Source organism: Planococcus alkaliphilus, from assembly GCF_057031095.1.
Window position 1 is genome coordinate 3,134,983 of record NZ_CM168060.1, and the last position, 16,652, is coordinate 3,151,634.

Genomic DNA, 16,652 nt, shown 5'->3' on the forward strand with positions numbered 1-16,652 from the left:
GTCATCTCTTCCCTTCATTCAAATAAATTTTCTGTGCTGCCCGGACACCTTGGCCGAGTTCAATCTCTTTCCCTGCTTTAACGATGCCGATTTCCATCGCTGCAATCGCTTGAAGCATATCGGCGGGCGAACAATATCCCATATGGCCGATGCGGAAAATCGTTTTTGCCATATGCGCTTGGCCGCCTGCGATGTCCATCCCGAATTCCTGTTTCATGATTTTCCGGAAAACCGGCGATTCGAAATCCGCTGGTTCAACAGCTGTGACGGTTGGCGACGCGTCTTCATCACGCGTTAGAAGCGGAATATCTAACGCTTCAAATGCGGAACGCGTCATTTCCATCATCAATCGGTGCCGTGCGTATACTTCTTCCAATCCTTCCTCCTCCATTAATTGAAGCACTTGCTGAAGACCGAAAAGGAGGGAAATTGCCGGGGTAAAGGGCGTCGTATCTTTCACGATATTATCGCGATGTTTTTTCAAGTCCAGGTAAAAACGCGGCCGCGGATTGTCTTCAATCTTTTTCCATGCTCGTTCACTAGCTGCTATAAAAGCCAATCCTGCTGGCAGCATAAATGCTTTTTGGGAACCAGTTACAACTACATCCAATCCCCATTCATCCATCTTCGTTTCCACCCCGCCGATGCAGGAAACGCCGTCGACAATCAGAAGGGCATCCGATACTTCTTTGATGGCCGCCGCGAGTTCCGGTATCGGATTTAATACACCTGTTGACGTTTCACAGTAGGTTGAGAAAACGGCTTTCACTTCAGGATGCTCTTGCAAAAATTCCTTTACGGCCAACGGCTTTAAAGCTTCTCCCCAAGTTACTTCGATGATATGGGTCTTAATATCATAAGCTTCACAGATTTTTGCGAAACGTTCCCCGAATGATCCCGTCACAATCACCACTGCTTCTTCTCCGGGAGCGACCGTATTGACTGCAGCTGTCTCCAAACCGGATGTGCCGCTACCGGTTAAAATCATCACTTCTTGTTCCGTTCCAAAGACGCGCTTTAACTTCGGCCGGATGTCGCTGATCATATCGGAAGTACTTTGTCCTCTATGGCCGATCATCGGTTGGCTCATGGCCCGATTTACACTCGGCGGTATGGGCGTCGGCCCTGGAATACGCAGGATTTGTTGGTCAGTCAGCATAATGAAATTTCCCCTTTCGTTTTAAAACACTTAACTCAGATTTAGTTGAGAAGCAAAAAAGGCCCTCCTCCCCTCACATATAAATGCAAGGGGCGAAGAGCCTTTTGATTCGCGGTACCACCCTAATTCACTGTCTATTAATAGACAGTCTCATTGGTTCAAATGCGTAACGGGCACGAGCCGGATGGACCTACTCAAGTTCAATCCATCTATTCAGGAGTGCTGCCATAAGCCGGAAACGCTGATTTTCACCACCCATCAGCTCTCTTCAGATTCCTCTGCCCATACCGTATCTCCATCAACATAGTTAAGTTATATTTGAATTGAGTCCATCATAATCAAATAAAAACAAGTTGTCAATATAGATAAAATATTCAGATAATATGTAACCGTTTTCAAATTCTAAAAACCTTAACACCGCGCCGTTTTAAACATTATAATTTTTTTTGCATCGATTAATGCAGAAAAACCCGGAAAGCAAAATGGATTTTGCTTTCCAGGCTTTCTTTTTAGACGATATTTTTCAGCTTAAGCTAAACCGAAGTCATTTACCAATGCAGCTAATCCGCCTTGGTAGCCGCTGCCGATCGCGTTGAATTTCCATTCACCGCCGTGGCGATATAATTCACCCACGACTAGAGCTGTTTCAATAGAGAAATCTTCTCCTAAGTCGTAGCGTAGAATTTCTTCATTTGTGCTTTCGTTCATAATACGGATAAAGGCATTCGATACTTGCCCGAAGTTTTGTCCGCGGCTGTCCGCTTCGTGGATAGTCACGGTAAAGACCACTTTATGGATGTCAGCTGGTACATTCGGCAAGTCGACGATCACTTGCTCATCGTCTCCCTCCCCTTCACCAGTCAAGTTGTCGCCAGTGTGGGTAACTGAACCATTTCCTCCAACAAGGTTGTTATAGAAGATGAAATCTTCCGGTCCGCGGGATTTTCCGTTTTCCCCAACAAGGAAAATCGATGCGTCCAAGTCAAAATCTCCACCGCCGCTGTATTTATTCGTGTCCCATCCTAAACCGACGAGAACTTTCGTTAACCCTGGATTTGTTTTTGTTAAGTCAATCTTTTGCCCTTTTGATAAGTTGATCGATGACATAATAATTTCCTCCTCCGGCTGATTAATTAAGCTTTGCGTTGTGTATCTTCGTATTTCTTTTGAAGCTCTGCTATGCGAAGGCGCCCTTCTTCACGCATCTTGCGGTTTTCCGCTTCGATTTCGCGTGTATCGTTCATCCCTTGCATAATTGTTTCCCACGTCTGTTCAATTGTCTCAATTTTGATGCTTGGTTGTCCAGACATACGGGCAATATCGACGCTTTGGCGCGAGATATCGTTCGCATTATTCAATAGCATTTCATTTGTCCGGCGATCCAGTTCATTCATACCTTCCGCTACCAAGCTTTGGCGTTTCGCAGCAATTGCGTTGATCAGGCCGGTTTTAAAAATCGGAATCGTCGTTACAAAAGCAGAATTGATTTTCCCGATCAATTTCGTATTGCCGCGCTGCAGCATACGGATTTGAGGAGCCGATTGATACGATACTTGTTTCGCCATCTCCAAATCGTAAACTCGCTGTTCCAGCAACTCAATTGCGTTTTGAAGAGAATTCAGCTCCATTAAGGCCATTTGGTTGCCGCTTTCAGCTTTTGCGCGGACTTCCGGCTCTTGGGCTTTCAATTCCTGGACTTTCAAATCGCCTGCTGCGATATACTTTTCCAGTTCCATGAAATAGTTGAAGTTCTGGTCGTATAATTCTTCCAAAGTGGTCGTCGATTTTTTCATTTCCGACTCGTATTTGGTGATTTCTACGTACACTTTATCGATTTCAGTTCCCATTGTCTGGTACTTGCTGAACAATTGCTCGATCATCTTATTGCCTTTGTTGAAGATCTTGTTCAAGAAGCCCTTCTTTTCAACAAAGTCCTTTTTATCGAATTTGTCCATGATCTTTCCGAGTTGCTTTAACAGTTCACTGGATTCTTCCATGCTGTTTGCTTGGACAGAATTCAACACTTTTCCAGTGAATGCTGAAATTTCGTTTGCCGGTTCGCGCCCGAATTCCAATAGCTCAATTTGATTTTTCGGGTTGATGGAAGAAGCCAATTTAACGACTTCCGGGTCTTGCTTCAACTTCACTTTCAACTCGTTTTCATTTTGCATAAGGGATTCCTGCTGGTCAATTTGCTGCGGCAATGTATTCATCTTCTTCACTCCTTTTTAGGTCATAGCCATTTTTTGAAAATTTTCTTCACGACCGATGGTTCTCGGTAAGGTTCATTAAAGCTTCTTTCGTCCAGCCAATGCGTATCGATAGCTTCCGTGTCGATCCAGCGTTCGATATCCTGATGGCCTTGCGGGTTTATCATGATCACGTCAAGGCCGAATGTATGGATAAGCGCGATGGCGTTGGCATCTGCACGGCTTAATTCCGCATCCTTCTCTTCATTATAGAACAAAAGAGTCGGCACAAACTGAGGATAATCAAATAACTGGATCAATTGGATAACCGAATCCGGAAGCGACATCGATTGTGAAAATAGGTATAACTGAAGATCTTCAAACGACTCTCCTGTTTGCGGAGTCAACATCGGCTTTTCTACATGCCGTGCAATCGCCTCGCATAAAGCAGTTTGCACACCTTCAGGCAAGCGGCTGTATTTCCACCAATTAGCCGTTTTCATTTTTTCGGGATCCAGTCTTCCGTTCTTATCCAATGCAGCACGGTAATGAAATAGCTGATTCCCTTTCCGTTCTTCTATGAACGGGAAGCTTCGGATCAATAATGTATCTTCACGTTCTGTCAAATTGTGGATATTGTCCCAAAAGCGCTTTCGATCTTTTTCTATGCCCATTATTTTAGCAAATACTACGGGAATGATAACGCTTCCCCGCTCGACCCCAAAAGACGGCCGGACCATTGCACGTTCTTTGGCGAGCATGAAGGCTTCATCAATGGTCGTTTTCAAGCGAATCGAGCGAGTCGAGTACGATTTGAACTGAAAAGGCTTATATAAGCCTGAGTCGTCATGGTGCAATAAACGATCCACTTCCTGTGTTGCGCGAAAAGCGACTGTTCCGACGCGTTCCGGCTTTTCTTCTGGAAATTGCACCACTTTATCACTCGTCACCTGGAAGCTATGGCTTAGAAGATCTTGGCCTCCTACCGCATCGGCCAGCCAATGCTTGCCTTCAGGGTCATAAGCAATGATATGGAATCCGAACGCTGCAGAAAATTTCAGGAACCATTTTTCACTTTCAGACATATCGGCATACCATAAAAAAGCAGGCAAACCTTTTTCCAGATTTAACTTTTCAAGTTCCGGCTCAATGTGATTGAATGTCCATTTTACTAAATCCGTCGCTACTCGCCGGAAAGAAGAATGCGTGGTGGCAGCCGCTGAGTGGGTTTGGAATTCTTTGAGGATATCAATCAACACCAGGCGCATCCGGCGATTTAAGCCGGGATCTTTCAACTTCGGCATGAGCCCTTTGCCATCTAAAAATGCGACAATCCGGCTTGGCGACAGGCCATTTTCTTTCTTATTCATTTCAAACAAATCTTGCAGGCTGCGCAGCCTTTCGGAGGAAATTTGTTTATTCAGTTTCCCTGATAAGCGGATCAGCCGTCCTTCCGCTGCTTCCATGACATCATAAATACCAGCAAAATAATCGTCTTCGTCCAAGGACATGCCGACGAATTCACCGATAAGCTGCGGATAGGTCAGGCTATCCTCTTCTATTTTTGTTTCTGGATGATTGATGATGGGCTTATTCAGCCACTCCCCAATCTTTTCCGGATCCCACGTTCTCACGCGTACCGGATGCAGTTGAACCATGGGAATCCCTCCTACATTATTTATGCTGCAAAGTTTCTTGCTTCACGCGGAAAAGTATTTCTTCTCCCGCTTTTATCCCTTGTTTTTCGGTAATTTCAATATGCGCTGAAACAGGCACCCGGCTTTTTACTGCTTCGCCGTGGGCAGCCAATAGTCCAAGGTCTGCACTTTCAAGCAAATCGAGATCCAGAAGTGAATCTCCAGCTGCCACAACATAGTCAGCGCCGAGACGCTCTTTTACATATTGCATAGCTCCTGCTTTTGTAATACTTTCAGGCATGAAATAAAGTTTTCTTCCCTGGAGCGACATCGACCAGCCGATTTCACGGAAAGTCTTTGTATAAAAATCCAATTTATCGTCTGGAAATTTTTCACGGTCAATAATCAAGTAGACGAACCATCCATCTGCTTCCCTCACGCGCAGAACCCAGTCTTCCGAGAAATGCTGATCAATTTTTGGCAAAAGCTCTTCGACAATGGTTTTCTTGCTGACGCATTGTTTTCGGATGTGATCTGACCATTCTTTGATCGGTTCGCCGTCTTCCAAAATGACGGCACCGTTAGAAATGACAGCGAATTTCGGCGCCTCATTTCCTTTATAGATGCCGGTAACGCGTTCATACTGACTCTGCGTCCGAGTCGTGACAGGCAAGAAGAAAAGTTCTTCCGTTAACTCATGAAGCGTTTGTTGGCTCGTTTCCGTCATGAAGGACTGCGGGTTGCCTTCAAAGCGTTCAACTTCCCGCAAATCGGATTCCGCCACCTGTTCTCCCATGGACCTCTTCGAATAGATTAATGTCTGGTCTAAGTCACTGGCAAATAGGATCGTCATATTTCTTTTCCTGACTTGATCAATCCAATTGAACGATAGAATAATTCAGGGACAACTTCAACAGGCACATTTTTCTCTTTAGCTAAAATCAGCAAGTGTTGGACGTCTGGATGTTCTAAGTCATTCACTAACACTTTCCAAGGGCTTCTGCGCAATAGTACACGTGTCGTTTCGCCGACACCTGGCTTGATCAAGTGGTAATCCGTTTCACTATACATTTTCGCGCCAATTTCTTCCACTTCCTTCATGCCTTGCCACGTTCTTTCGGCAGTCACCGGAGTGGATAAAACTTCTTTTTCAACCGCCTCGGAAGTTAGATGGAAACAAGCAGTTACTTCATCTACAAAATTATTGGATAAGTCTTCTGCCACTAATTCCTCGTAAAATTTAGCGCCGTGAAAATCATCTTCCCCAATATAGCGTTCGTTTAAAATGGTGCGGCTGACAAGACCGGAAACCGTTGAATTCAAGCAAGCACTTGGAATCAGAAAATCTTCCCGCGTTCCAAATAGCACGGCACAGGCGCCCGGATCGGCTAAAACTGCCATATCATCATGTAAATTCCAATCTTCCCGGCTATTCAACAAATCAACGGATTTCGTCAACTCTTTTTGAATGGCCCCTTTGCCAGTCCATCCGTCTATAAATTGAATGCGGCTTTCAGGATGCGCCTTACGGATGGTTTCGATCGCTTTTTCATCAATGCCTTTATCCCGAAGAATCGAAACGCTGTAATGCGGCCAGTTCAATCCGAGTATTTGTTCCGCATACCGGCGAATCAAAATGCCGATCGGACTTCCGGCCCGCGCCAGCGATACGAGCACAACATCCTCAGTTTGTGCATTTAGCAAGATGCGCCGAGATACTACTCCCACCAGATGGCTAAGGCGCTCTTTAGTTGTCTCAACAGTTGCATGGTAGAGTTCTGTATATTCCTGAGATGGCTGATATTCCATAGGCAGACGCTCCGCGTAATGCGCTCCAGTGCGGACGGCATTTTCACGTTCTTCTAAGGTGCTTTCCTCGAAATCAGCTGTGACATCTTTCAATAAAAATGTGATATCTTCTTTCGGATAACTGGTTCTCACTAATCCCGTAGCAATCATTGAGTGGAATTCCTCCTTTTGGCTGCCGTCAATGAAATCCATTCGACTGGCGCTTTCTTCTCCAAATAACTGATTAACGGACTCCATGCCGCTGGATCTGAAACAGATTCGGCCAGCAGGTAAATCCGGTCAACATCCAATCCGTTCAAATTATAGATAAACTGGTTTACTCCGTCTGCATCCGGCAGTTGGAAACTCGCTTTCTCGCGAATCGGATAGCCCTCTTTAGTCGAAGCGAAAATCGGGCTTCTTGTGGTCGTTTGGACAATCGAATCGTCGCTAAGCGCAAGCCCGAACCGGAGCGCCAAGTACATATTTTCGCCTATGCCCACCACTAAAGGTTTTTTGGCTTTTTGCTCAAGTTTCTCGACTGTATTCGATGCCCAGCTGTCGATTGCCTTTTGCTCTTCGCTCGACAGTCCGAATCTTCCAGTCAATCCTATGTATCGCTGCCCTGTAGAAGATTCATAAGGAAGCATGTCTGCTTCAGCAATCTCCTGTGGCTGATTGGGCACACCGCCTGCTAATTGTTCGATTGCCGGTTCCTCAGGAGAAGAACCGTGCTTCAATTCGAACTGCCCGGCCATCAAGGACAACACTGCTAGTTCAATTTTTCGTTCCTTAGCCAATTGGCCGAACTTCTTCTGCTGTTCCTCATTGCGCCAATCCAAAATAGAAAGGGAGGTATACTTTTTGCCTGGAAACTGCTCGTCCAAAGCCGTGATTAAATTAATCAGTGTGTTGCCGGTTGAAATTTCATCATCGATTAGAACGATCGCTTCTGCGTCTTCCAACAGCCCTTTGGGCGCATACACTTTATGCGATGTAGCATGTGAATGCTCTTCCTCAAAAACAAATGATGCCGTCAAACCGCTAATATTTTCCCTGGTCGTATGGATATAAAAAGCATTCTCAAAATGCTGAAAGACGGAATGCCCGAGTCCAGTAGCCGTTTCTGCCATTCCGATAAATACGGTTTTCTCCGGCAACGCTGCCATATGCCGAAGCGAGTCTTTAGTAGCCGCCGGATTCGGCGCCCCGCTTTTCAAAATCCGCACAAGCTCTGAAGATTGAGGAACTTTGGGAAGCCCTTCTTTTTCCATCAATAAAGAAGCCAACAAGCTGCCGGTCCCCAGTGCAACAGACGGAGACACAGCAAGGTGCTTGGCTATCAGTTTGCTGATAAAAAGGAACTGGCGTTTCTTATTGACCCGAAGGCCCATTGAAAAAAGTGCTTCTGCCGGCAAGCCCTGATAGGCCTCGCGGACTGTCACAGCCAGATCCAGATGTTGCCACAATTTATAATTGAGTTGATAATTGGTTTGATCGAATGTGGTTGAGGACATCGATTGGTTTAAAGTTTTCATTCAGCACCCCATAGACTTCCGCCTGGGCGGCAATTTTTCTTGCCCAGCTTAAATGCGGTTTTACTTCATTCATTTTATTGCGTGTCGGACTTTGCAGGATCCCATTGAATTTGCCGCTTTCTGCAAGAATCAGGGATGCGTCGTCGTAAGTTTCCTTTGTAACAATATATCCTGCATTTACAGTCATGATTTGGGACGGATGGATGCAAGTCTTTCCTTTAAAGCCGTTTAAAACGTCCAGTTGCACTTCTTCCCATAAAACTTTTTCAGCTTCTGAGGCTACAAATGGAAAATGGACGGTCGAAAAGTGCTCGTATACAGGACCAGAAACGGTAAACCCGTCTTCTGCCCGCCCAAACTGATTGAGGATATCCACTAGACAATCTCGGACCACATGAACATCGTATATAGTGCGTTCGACTGGACGCCGCAGGCCATAAAGGCTGGAAAAATCTGTAGCTCCGACGCGCACTGTCAGAATGCGATCCGCTTCCTCTTTCAAAATCCCATAAATTTCCTTTAAAGTTTGCTGTCTCGTTTCCTTATAAAGGACTTCTTTTGTCTCAAGGAGCGGCAAAGCGTATAAATTGCGCCCTGCTGCTTCACTTGCCCGATCGAGCGCCTGGAAAAAAGCGCGAAGGTTTTCAGTGTCGCATTTCGGAAAAACGATTCCAGTCAAAACACCGAGTGTTTTCCCTGCAGCCGCAATCAGTGCATCCAGCTGAGCTGCACTGCGGATCCGCAAAAAAAGTGCCGGACTCACAGCAAGCTGGTATGGATTTGCTGCATGGAGACGTTTCAACTGGTCTGCCACATTCTTTTCAGCTTCAGGCAATTCCGAATCGGCTACAGCATCTTCTAAACAAATGATTAAAGTGGCTAATCCTGAGAATGCTCCCCGGCTGTAGTTCCCAGCCAGTATTTTCGTAGCGATATCTCGTCTGGAACCTGGCGTATAAAGAGCTGCACCCAATGCAAGCCCCAATGTTTCCCTTGCCGTATCACGGGAGAACTCTGTCGGGGAATATTTAAAAAACGCTTTTAAATCCGAATTAGTCAATACGTCGAAATGTTTCATCTTCCGTCCTCCCGGCACAATTAAACAAATAAATTTTAATCGAGTCTAAAAAAGCAAGGAGACGACTGGCCCCTTGCTTTCTACTTGTGCAAAATCAGCTATCTAAACCAAAGTCTTTAACAAGTGATGCTAGTCCACCTTGATAACCGCTGCCAATCGCATTAAATTTCCATTCTGCTCCGTGGCGGTAAAGCTCCCCTACGACGATTGCCGTCTCGATAGAGAAATCTTCGCCTAAGTCATAACGGATCAGCTCTTCGTTAGATCCAGCATTCACAATGCGTACGTATGAATTGCTGACTTGGCCGAAGTTTTGGCCGCGTGCTTCTGCGTCATGGATAGTGATAGCGAATGAGACTTTTTCAATAGAAGAAGGAATAGCAGAAAGATCGATGTTCACCGCTTCATCGTCCCCTTCGCCTTCTCCGGTTTTGTTGTCTCCAGTATGCTCTACAGCACCGCCAGCGCCGATTGTATTGTTGTAGAAAATAAAATCAGCCTCTGAAGCTGCTTTGCCGCTTGCATCTAATAAGAATACGGATGAATCCAAATCGAAATCCTGTCCGCCGTCGTATTTATTTGTATCCCATCCAAGGCCAACTACCACTTTAGATAGTCCTGGATTTGATTTTGTTAAGTCTACTTTTTGTCCTTTTGATAAGTTAATAGCCATTTACTCGTCCACTCCTTAAGCGTATTTGTTTGCAATTGAACTAATGTCTGCGTCTGTTGTGCCTTCACCGACTGCAGAGAATTTCCACTCGCTGCCTTGGCGGTACAACTCGCCAGGAATCAATGACATTTTACCTGCGTAGTTTTCTGTTAAATTGTAATGCACCAATTCTTCTTTTGACTGATTATCCACTAAACGGATGAAAGCATTCTGGATCATGCCGAAATCTTGCTTTTTCTGTTTTGCGTTGTAGATATTTACAACGAAAACCAGACGGTGAATAGAAGGGGAGATTTGTTTAAGGTCGATGTTGATCGTCTCATCGTCCCCTTCACCTTCTCCAGTCAAGTTATCGCCCGAATGGACAACGCTGCCGTCCTTGCTTTTTTTGTTGCCGAAGTAAATCAGGTTTTCTTTGCCTTTCAGTTTGCCATTTTCGTCCAGCATGATGACAGATGCGTCACAGTCAACGTCTGCTCCGCCACCGCCGCCTCCAAGCAATCCACTTAGGAAACCGCCGCTTTTTTTCGTTTCAACAGGGTCCCAGCCGAGGCCGACCATGATGCTCGAAAGACCTGAACGCCCTTTTGTCAAATCGATTTTCTGACCTTTTACAAGATTAATAGCCATTCTTAGCACTCTCCATTCATCTTTATGTACTTACAGTTAATAATATTTGTAAATCTGGAAAATTTCAATTATTAAGGGTCATTGCACAGCTACGATGAATTCTTTCCGCCTTATAATTGACAACACTTGCTGATAGCCGCGCAAAACTTTAAAAATAGCTGATAGAATATACTACGTTTGTAAATGGAATAAGTTTCATTTCTGAATTTATTCTGTAAAGCTTTTGCGGAAAGAAAAATGCAAGCATATTTTTAAAGCAGGAAGGGTAAACAGAATCATAGAGAAATACGATACATACTGAAAGGGGAATGCGATATGAAACTGGTATCCATCGTAGTTCCGGCATTTAATGAAGAAGCCAATATTCCACGGATGTTCAACCGGCTGGCCGAGGAACTCGAACCGCTTCCTTACCATTATGAAATTATGTTCATCAATGACGGCAGCCGAGACGGTACCCTTCAAGAGATTTTAAAATTGGCTGAGAAACATCCGAATGTCAAATACATTTCGCTGACAAGAAATTTCGGAAAGGAATCCGCGATCCTTGCCGGCTTGAGCCGCATCAAAGGAGACGCGGCTATTTTGATGGACAGCGACCTGCAGCATCCGCCTCAAATGATCGGGGAAATGATCGCCGGTTTTGAAGAAGGATTTCATCAAGTTGTAGCCAAACGTTCCCGCAGCGGTGAATCGAAAATGCGAAGCTTGCTTTCTTCCGCCTATTACAAAATCGTCAATTCCATCACCGACGTTGATTTTGTCGACGGTGAAGGAGATTTCCGGTTATTGAGCCGAAAAGCAATCAATTCCATCTTGGCCCTTAGCGAAAGCAATCGATTCTCGAAAGGAATCTACTCTTGGATCGGCTTAAGCAAAAAAATCATTTGCTATGACAATGTGCTGAGAAGCGAAGGATCGTCAAAATGGTCCTTCGGCAGTTTGGTCAATTACGGCATCGACGGGATTATTTCATTTAACTTAAAGCCGCTCCGCGTCTGTTTTTACACCGGATTTCTCGTCCTATTCCTTTCCATCCTCTATATTATCTGGACTTTTTACCAAATCATGCAGCAGGGCAATAGCGCTCCCGGTTATTTCACAACGATCACCGCTATTCTATTTTTAGGCGGCATTCAATTGATTAGTCTTGGAGTAATCGGTGAATACATTGGCCGCATCTACAATGAAACAAAGCAGCGGCCGAATTTCTTGATCGACGTCAGCAATGTGGATGAATATGATGAACTTCAATAAACTGAATACGGAATTCACTCGTTTCGTCGTTGTCGGTGTCATCAACACACTCACGTATTACAGTATTTATCTTGTTTTGCATAATCTGTTTTCCTTGCCTTATATGGCAGCACATCTGATCGGTTTTTTCATCAGCTTGAACATCTCATTTTTCTTGAATTGTTATGTAACCTATAAAATTAAACCTACGTTGAAAAAGTATTTGTATTTTCCGCTTACTCAAGTAGTGAATATTTCCGTATCCACTTTTTTAGTATTTGTTTTTGTGGAATGGCTGCAACTGGACAGCAACATTGCTCCGTTTGCTGCAGTCATATTTACTGTGCCCATCACATTTGTCATTTCCAGCAAAATTTTAAAAGGCACAGCAACACCAAAATTCGCAAAAAGACGGTGAATCTATGCGCAGTCGTTTCTTCAATCTGTATTTATTGTCCGGCAGCTTCTTTTTAGCGTTCGTTGCTCATGCGGTCTTTTTTTATCAATGGACACGCAGCCACTTTATGGTCGGCATCGATGACGGCAGTTCGCAGATGCTTCCTTTCAAAAAGTTATTGTATGACCAGTACACTTCTGGGGAATTTTTCTATTCTTTCGATTTCGGACTAGGAGCCGGAACGTTCAGCGAGCTTTCCTATTACTTCTCGACATCCATTGTCTTTTTGGTAAGCGTCTTTATTGTTTTTCTGCTTGAAACGATCGGCCTTATCCAGTCCGCTGATATTCTGTTTTGGGCAAATGCCGCTGTCTTCATCAGCATCGTCCGCCTTACTTTTATTTTGTTCATTGTGACGAGGCTGTTTATGTATATGAAAATCCCATGGATTTCGGCTTTGCTTGGCGCCTCTATCTACGGCATATCGGGCATGTATTTCCGCCATACGGTATATTGGGAGTTTTTTGCAGATGCCTTTCTCTGGCTGCCTTTATTAATATTGGGAATCGAGAAGGTTTTCCGTGAACAGAAACCTGGCTGGTTTTTGCTGGCTGTTTCAATTTCCATGATTGATAATTTCTATTTTTCGTATATTAACTTTTTGTTAGCTGCGATTTATATCGCAGTTCGGTTATTCATCCCGCTTTCAGCTGGAGAGACAAAACGCTTACACGCTTTATGGACGTTCCTTTGGGCTGGGTTGCTTGGCTTTGGCATCAGTGCTGTTTCTTTCATACCAGCGGTTTATGCATTTTTAAATAACCATCGCCCTGCTTTTGAACAGGAAATCGCTCGGTTGGACTTTACCGATAATATTCTATTTACAAGTCGCTATATTGTGCTGCCGGCAATTTTTGTTTTGATGTTATTTATGGGGCGCCTTTACCGAAACCGGACATTCCGTTTGTTTGCGATTCTTGCGGCAATCGGTATCCTTCTTCATTTCAGTCCATTAGCGGCCAGTATATTCAATGGCTTTTCAGCCCCTCAATTCCGGTGGGAATATTTTCTTTGTCTGATGGTTGGTGGTGCAATTGCTGTGGGGCTTCGTGAATTGCCTAATATTACAGGAAGGCAATTTTTAGCCGCTTCTCTTATCACGTTATTCCTATTCGTCTATACGGGTGTTGCAGACGAACTTTTCGAATGGCAATCATTATCCACAATCCTTGTATTCATAAGCCTTTTGATAAGCTTACTTTTCAGCTACTCCCTCATCAAATGGAAATCTGTCCGGATTCGAAATGCCTTTATCGCCTTTCTCCTGGTTTTTCTCCTCGGCTTTGCAAACCTCTATCAAGTCGAGAAGTTGCTTGAAACCGGACGAATTGGGCAAGTGAATGAAGAATTATTGACCGGATCCGAATATGACAATGCCGAAATCAGGGAGCTTCTGGCTCAAATCAACAATCAGGAACCAAGCGGAAATTATCGCATCGAATGGATGGAAGGTGTGAGAAATAATACGCCTATTGTCCAGGACTTCCGCGGATTGAGCGCTTATTCCAGCATCCTCAATAAAAATTTGCTGTACTTTTATCTATATGATTTGGAAATCGATATGGGCCGCGAAAGTGTCAGCCGCTATGCAACACTCGGCAAACGCACCAACCTTTACAGCCTGCTGCAAGGAAAATACATCATCTTGCCAAAAGACGACAGCAACATCCCTTATGGATTTACTGAAGCTTTTTCTTCTGACCATTACACGGTTTATGAAAACCCATTTGTTCTGCCTTTCGCCCGCACAGCTTCTGCCGTTTATCAAGAGCAGCAACTGGCAGATGCTCCAATATTAATGCGTGAACATGCCATGCTGGCTGGCGTCGTACTTGATGGCACTGGCGGGCAAGATGAATTACTGGAAATCCAGAACAAGGCGGATAGATTCGAAATAGTCGAAGCTGATGCCCTTTATGAAGATGGCGTTCTGGAAATTACAGAGGATGAAGGCGGATTGGATTTCATCCGAAAGAATTCTGCCTTTACGGATGGCGACTTGTACATCTCGTTCCATCTGGAAAATTTTGCAGCTTCGTCCGGATTCCCATTAAAAATCAACGATTATTACACTACGCGGAAAGCAAATGACTCCATTTACCGGACCTTTGTGGATGATTTGACCATCCGTACTGAAGCGGCGGAAAAAATATCTTTACGTCTTCCGAAAGGAAGCTATGCATTAAGTGATATTGAGATTTACGAAGAGCCATACGATCTATTAAAAAAGCAAACAGAAAAAGAATCAGGTCTAAGCCAACTCGACATTGATGGCAGTTCAGTTGAAATGGTATACGACAATCAAGAAGAAGCACCCTATTTAACGACTGCCATTCCTTTTGAAAGAGGTTGGCGTGCTGAAGTCAATGAAAAAGAAGTCAATGTATTAAAAGCCAATTACGCTTTTGCGGCAGTGCCTCTTGAAAAAGGAAGAAACGAGATTTCGTTTAGCTATCGCCCTCCATTCTTTAAGGCTTCACTGATTGTATCCGTGCTGTCTTTAGCCGCCAGCCTGTTTCTTTTATTCGGCCGCAAAAGGCGCCCCTAATTATCTAGCAGCTTTTTAAATTTACTCCTACAAAAGAAGTGCTTTAGGCGAAAAGAGTTTATTTTCATATGAAAATGTGTAATGAGAGAATAAACCAATTTCAAATAAGGGGTGATCAGATGAAGCGTTGGTTCATGCTTGTGCTGGCAATCGCATTTCTTCTTATTCTCGCAGCCTGCGGAAACGATAATTCAGAAACGGAACCGGCCACTGAAACAGATGGTGCCACGGAAGTCGAAGACGAGAACGTAAATGAAGGCGAAGAAAATCCGCCGAACGGTGAGGAAGCCGAAGACAATTCAGATGAGGGGTCCAGCGAAGATTTAATGTTCGTGACGGTCGATTTGATGAATTCGGACGGCGATGCGATCGGAACGGCAGAAATTAATGATGAAGAAAACGGCGTTACCGTGGTACTTGATTTGACAGACCTTGAAACGGGTACACATAAAGTGCAATTTCTGGATGCCGGAAAATGCGAAGTCCCTGACTTCCAAACAGCCGGTGAAGTGTATGGAGAAGAATTGCCATCAGTTGATGTTGGCGATGATGGGACGGTACAAGAAGAACTGACAGCTGAAGGATTCACCTTAAAAACAGAGGAAGAAAATTCCTTACTGCAAGAAGGCGGTACTTCATTGGTCCTTGAATCCGAAGAATCCAGCGAGCGCGTCGCATGCGGCGTTGTCACAGGAGAAAACTAAAGGAGCGGCTTGCCGCTCTTTTTTTGTTGGACTGATTTGCCCCTGCTTGTTTGCCTATCGGCGTTTATCCGCATCTAATTGGGGAATAAATAAATTAGACATTATTTCAAGGAGGACTTTTACATGGCAGAAGATAAATTCGAAAAAATCGATGAACAAGTAGACCCTCAAGAACAAGAGAGACAGCCTGGATTTGAAAATGACATGTCTCCGGAACCTATTTATGACGATAAAGATTATAAAGGGGCAGGCAAACTGGAAGGGAAAGTGGCATTAATTACCGGAGGCGACAGCGGAATTGGCCGGGCGGTCGCAATCGCATTCGCTAAAGAAGGCGCTAATGTCGCCATTGCTTATCTGGATGAACACGAAGATGCAGAAAAAACGGTGAAAGAAATCGAATCTTACGGCGTGAAAGCCTTTAAATCAGCGACGGATGTATCCGACGTTGAAAACTGCAACCAACTGGTCGTGGATGTCATTTCAGAATTTGGCCAACTGAATGTTTTAGTTAATAATGCTGGCAAGCAATTCCCGCAAGATGATTTCTTGAACATCTCACCTGATCAATTGATGGAGACGTTCACAACGAATATTTTCAGTATGTTCTACTTGAGCCAAGCAGCTATTCCGCATATGCAAAAAGGAGATTCGATTATTAACACATCATCGGTCACTGCTTATCGCGGTTCCTCTGAACTGATCGATTATTCGGCGACCAAAGGTGCCATTACGACTTTCACCCGTTCATTGTCGCAAAGCTTAAGCGATAAAGGAATCCGGGTAAATTCTGTAGCTCCCGGACCTATTTGGACACCGTTGATTCCGGCTTCTTTCGACGCTGAAAAAGTAGGTGTGCATGGCGGCGATACACCAATGGAACGGAGAGGCCAGCCATCTGAGGTAGCTCCAGCTTACGTTTATTTCGCTTCAAAAGATTCAACTTACGTTACGGGGCAAGCCATTCATGTCAACGGAGGCGACTTCATTTCTTCTTAAACTTTCGCGAAAACCC

General features: G+C 44.5%; 15 protein-coding genes and 1 other annotated feature. Of the genes, 5 read left to right on the top strand and 10 right to left on the bottom strand.

Annotated elements, in window-relative coordinates:
• Position 1 precedes the first annotated feature (1 nt).
• The 10 genes from AC2EXB_RS16325 to AC2EXB_RS16370 all read right to left on the bottom strand — a co-directional run bounded on the left by AC2EXB_RS16325 (position 2) and on the right by AC2EXB_RS16370 (position 10,692).
• Positions 2-1,159, bottom strand: a complete 1,158-nt coding sequence (locus AC2EXB_RS16325) for a pyridoxal-phosphate-dependent aminotransferase family protein (protein ID WP_483602364.1) — start codon at positions 1,157-1,159, stop codon at positions 2-4.
• An 85-nt stretch (positions 1,160-1,244) separates the two neighbouring features.
• Positions 1,245-1,470, bottom strand: a binding site (T-box leader).
• Between the two features lie 217 nt (positions 1,471-1,687).
• A complete protein-coding gene (locus AC2EXB_RS16330; protein WP_251476047.1) occupies positions 1,688-2,266 on the bottom strand; it encodes a TerD family protein in 579 nt (192 codons plus the stop codon).
• A 26-nt stretch (positions 2,267-2,292) separates the two neighbouring features.
• Positions 2,293-3,372 (bottom strand): toxic anion resistance protein, encoded by a 1,080-nt coding sequence (locus tag AC2EXB_RS16335; protein WP_235197269.1) that lies wholly within the window; start codon positions 3,370-3,372, stop codon positions 2,293-2,295.
• Positions 3,373-3,392: 20 nt separating this feature from the next.
• Positions 3,393-5,006 (bottom strand): YceG family protein, encoded by a 1,614-nt coding sequence (locus AC2EXB_RS16340; RefSeq protein WP_483602365.1) that lies wholly within the window; start codon positions 5,004-5,006, stop codon positions 3,393-3,395.
• A 16-nt stretch (positions 5,007-5,022) separates the two neighbouring features.
• A complete protein-coding gene (locus AC2EXB_RS16345; RefSeq protein ID WP_251476053.1) occupies positions 5,023-5,838 on the bottom strand; it encodes an HAD family hydrolase in 816 nt (271 codons plus the stop codon).
• Complete coding sequence (locus AC2EXB_RS16350; RefSeq protein ID WP_235197272.1) at positions 5,835-6,944, bottom strand: cysteine protease StiP family protein; 1,110 nt, start codon at positions 6,942-6,944, stop codon at positions 5,835-5,837. The genes AC2EXB_RS16345 and AC2EXB_RS16350 overlap by 4 nt, the downstream gene beginning before the upstream one ends.
• The gene (locus AC2EXB_RS16355) at positions 6,941-8,311 is read right to left on the bottom strand and encodes a phosphoribosyltransferase family protein (RefSeq protein WP_483602366.1); all 1,371 of its coding nucleotides are present in this window, start codon (positions 8,309-8,311) and stop codon (positions 6,941-6,943) included. The genes AC2EXB_RS16350 and AC2EXB_RS16355 overlap by 4 nt, the downstream gene beginning before the upstream one ends.
• The gene (locus tag AC2EXB_RS16360; protein ID WP_483602367.1) at positions 8,244-9,389 is read right to left on the bottom strand and encodes an HpcH/HpaI aldolase/citrate lyase family protein; all 1,146 of its coding nucleotides are present in this window, start codon (positions 9,387-9,389) and stop codon (positions 8,244-8,246) included. The genes AC2EXB_RS16355 and AC2EXB_RS16360 overlap by 68 nt, the downstream gene beginning before the upstream one ends.
• Positions 9,390-9,483: 94 nt before the next feature.
• Complete coding sequence (locus AC2EXB_RS16365) at positions 9,484-10,062, bottom strand: TerD family protein (RefSeq protein WP_235197275.1); 579 nt, start codon at positions 10,060-10,062, stop codon at positions 9,484-9,486.
• Between the two features lie 15 nt (positions 10,063-10,077).
• A complete protein-coding gene (locus AC2EXB_RS16370; RefSeq protein WP_251476062.1) occupies positions 10,078-10,692 on the bottom strand; it encodes a TerD family protein in 615 nt (204 codons plus the stop codon).
• A 315-nt stretch (positions 10,693-11,007) separates the two neighbouring features.
• Between AC2EXB_RS16370 and AC2EXB_RS16375 the strand changes: the two genes are divergently transcribed.
• The 5 genes from AC2EXB_RS16375 to AC2EXB_RS16395 all read left to right on the top strand — a co-directional run bounded on the left by AC2EXB_RS16375 (position 11,008) and on the right by AC2EXB_RS16395 (position 16,636).
• Positions 11,008-11,949: a glycosyltransferase family 2 protein gene (locus AC2EXB_RS16375; RefSeq protein ID WP_483602368.1), complete on the top strand. Its 942-nt coding sequence runs from the start codon at positions 11,008-11,010 to the stop codon at positions 11,947-11,949.
• Entirely contained in the window at positions 11,936-12,346 is a 411-nt protein-coding gene (locus AC2EXB_RS16380; RefSeq protein WP_251476066.1) for a GtrA family protein, read from the top strand. The genes AC2EXB_RS16375 and AC2EXB_RS16380 overlap by 14 nt, the downstream gene beginning before the upstream one ends.
• Before the next feature lie 4 nt (positions 12,347-12,350).
• Positions 12,351-14,933 (top strand): YfhO family protein, encoded by a 2,583-nt coding sequence (locus AC2EXB_RS16385; protein WP_483602369.1) that lies wholly within the window; start codon positions 12,351-12,353, stop codon positions 14,931-14,933.
• A 119-nt stretch (positions 14,934-15,052) separates the two neighbouring features.
• Positions 15,053-15,637 carry a superoxide dismutase family protein gene (locus tag AC2EXB_RS16390; RefSeq protein ID WP_251476069.1) on the top strand — a complete coding sequence of 195 codons (585 nt, stop codon included), beginning with the start codon at positions 15,053-15,055 and terminating at the stop codon, positions 15,635-15,637.
• Positions 15,638-15,760: 123 nt separating this feature from the next.
• Entirely contained in the window at positions 15,761-16,636 is an 876-nt protein-coding gene (locus tag AC2EXB_RS16395) for an SDR family oxidoreductase (protein WP_235197280.1), read from the top strand.
• Positions 16,637-16,652 lie beyond the last annotated feature (16 nt).

What these genes read in the sequence shown, in the direction of transcription:
- AC2EXB_RS16390 (WP_251476069.1), top strand. Translation starts at nt 15,053, where the DNA reads ATGAAGCGTTGGTTCATGCTTGTGCTGGCAATCGCATTTCTTCTTATT.
- AC2EXB_RS16345 (WP_251476053.1), bottom strand. Translation starts at nt 5,838, where the DNA reads ATGACGATCCTATTTGCCAGTGACTTAGACCAGACATTAATCTATTCG.
- AC2EXB_RS16355 (WP_483602366.1), bottom strand. Translation starts at nt 8,311, where the DNA reads ATGAAAACTTTAAACCAATCGATGTCCTCAACCACATTCGATCAAACC.
- AC2EXB_RS16395 (WP_235197280.1), top strand. Translation starts at nt 15,761, where the DNA reads ATGGCAGAAGATAAATTCGAAAAAATCGATGAACAAGTAGACCCTCAA.
- AC2EXB_RS16385 (WP_483602369.1), top strand. Translation starts at nt 12,351, where the DNA reads ATGCGCAGTCGTTTCTTCAATCTGTATTTATTGTCCGGCAGCTTCTTT.
- AC2EXB_RS16375 (WP_483602368.1), top strand. Translation starts at nt 11,008, where the DNA reads ATGAAACTGGTATCCATCGTAGTTCCGGCATTTAATGAAGAAGCCAAT.
- AC2EXB_RS16365 (WP_235197275.1), bottom strand. Translation starts at nt 10,062, where the DNA reads ATGGCTATTAACTTATCAAAAGGACAAAAAGTAGACTTAACAAAATCA.
- AC2EXB_RS16370 (WP_251476062.1), bottom strand. Translation starts at nt 10,692, where the DNA reads ATGGCTATTAATCTTGTAAAAGGTCAGAAAATCGATTTGACAAAAGGG.
- AC2EXB_RS16335 (WP_235197269.1), bottom strand. Translation starts at nt 3,372, where the DNA reads ATGAATACATTGCCGCAGCAAATTGACCAGCAGGAATCCCTTATGCAA.
- AC2EXB_RS16360 (WP_483602367.1), bottom strand. Translation starts at nt 9,389, where the DNA reads ATGAAACATTTCGACGTATTGACTAATTCGGATTTAAAAGCGTTTTTT.
- AC2EXB_RS16340 (WP_483602365.1), bottom strand. Translation starts at nt 5,006, where the DNA reads ATGGTTCAACTGCATCCGGTACGCGTGAGAACGTGGGATCCGGAAAAG.
- AC2EXB_RS16330 (WP_251476047.1), bottom strand. Translation starts at nt 2,266, where the DNA reads ATGTCATCGATCAACTTATCAAAAGGGCAAAAGATTGACTTAACAAAA.
- AC2EXB_RS16325 (WP_483602364.1), bottom strand. Translation starts at nt 1,159, where the DNA reads ATGCTGACTGACCAACAAATCCTGCGTATTCCAGGGCCGACGCCCATA.
- AC2EXB_RS16350 (WP_235197272.1), bottom strand. Translation starts at nt 6,944, where the DNA reads ATGATTGCTACGGGATTAGTGAGAACCAGTTATCCGAAAGAAGATATC.
- AC2EXB_RS16380 (WP_251476066.1), top strand. Translation starts at nt 11,936, where the DNA reads ATGAACTTCAATAAACTGAATACGGAATTCACTCGTTTCGTCGTTGTC.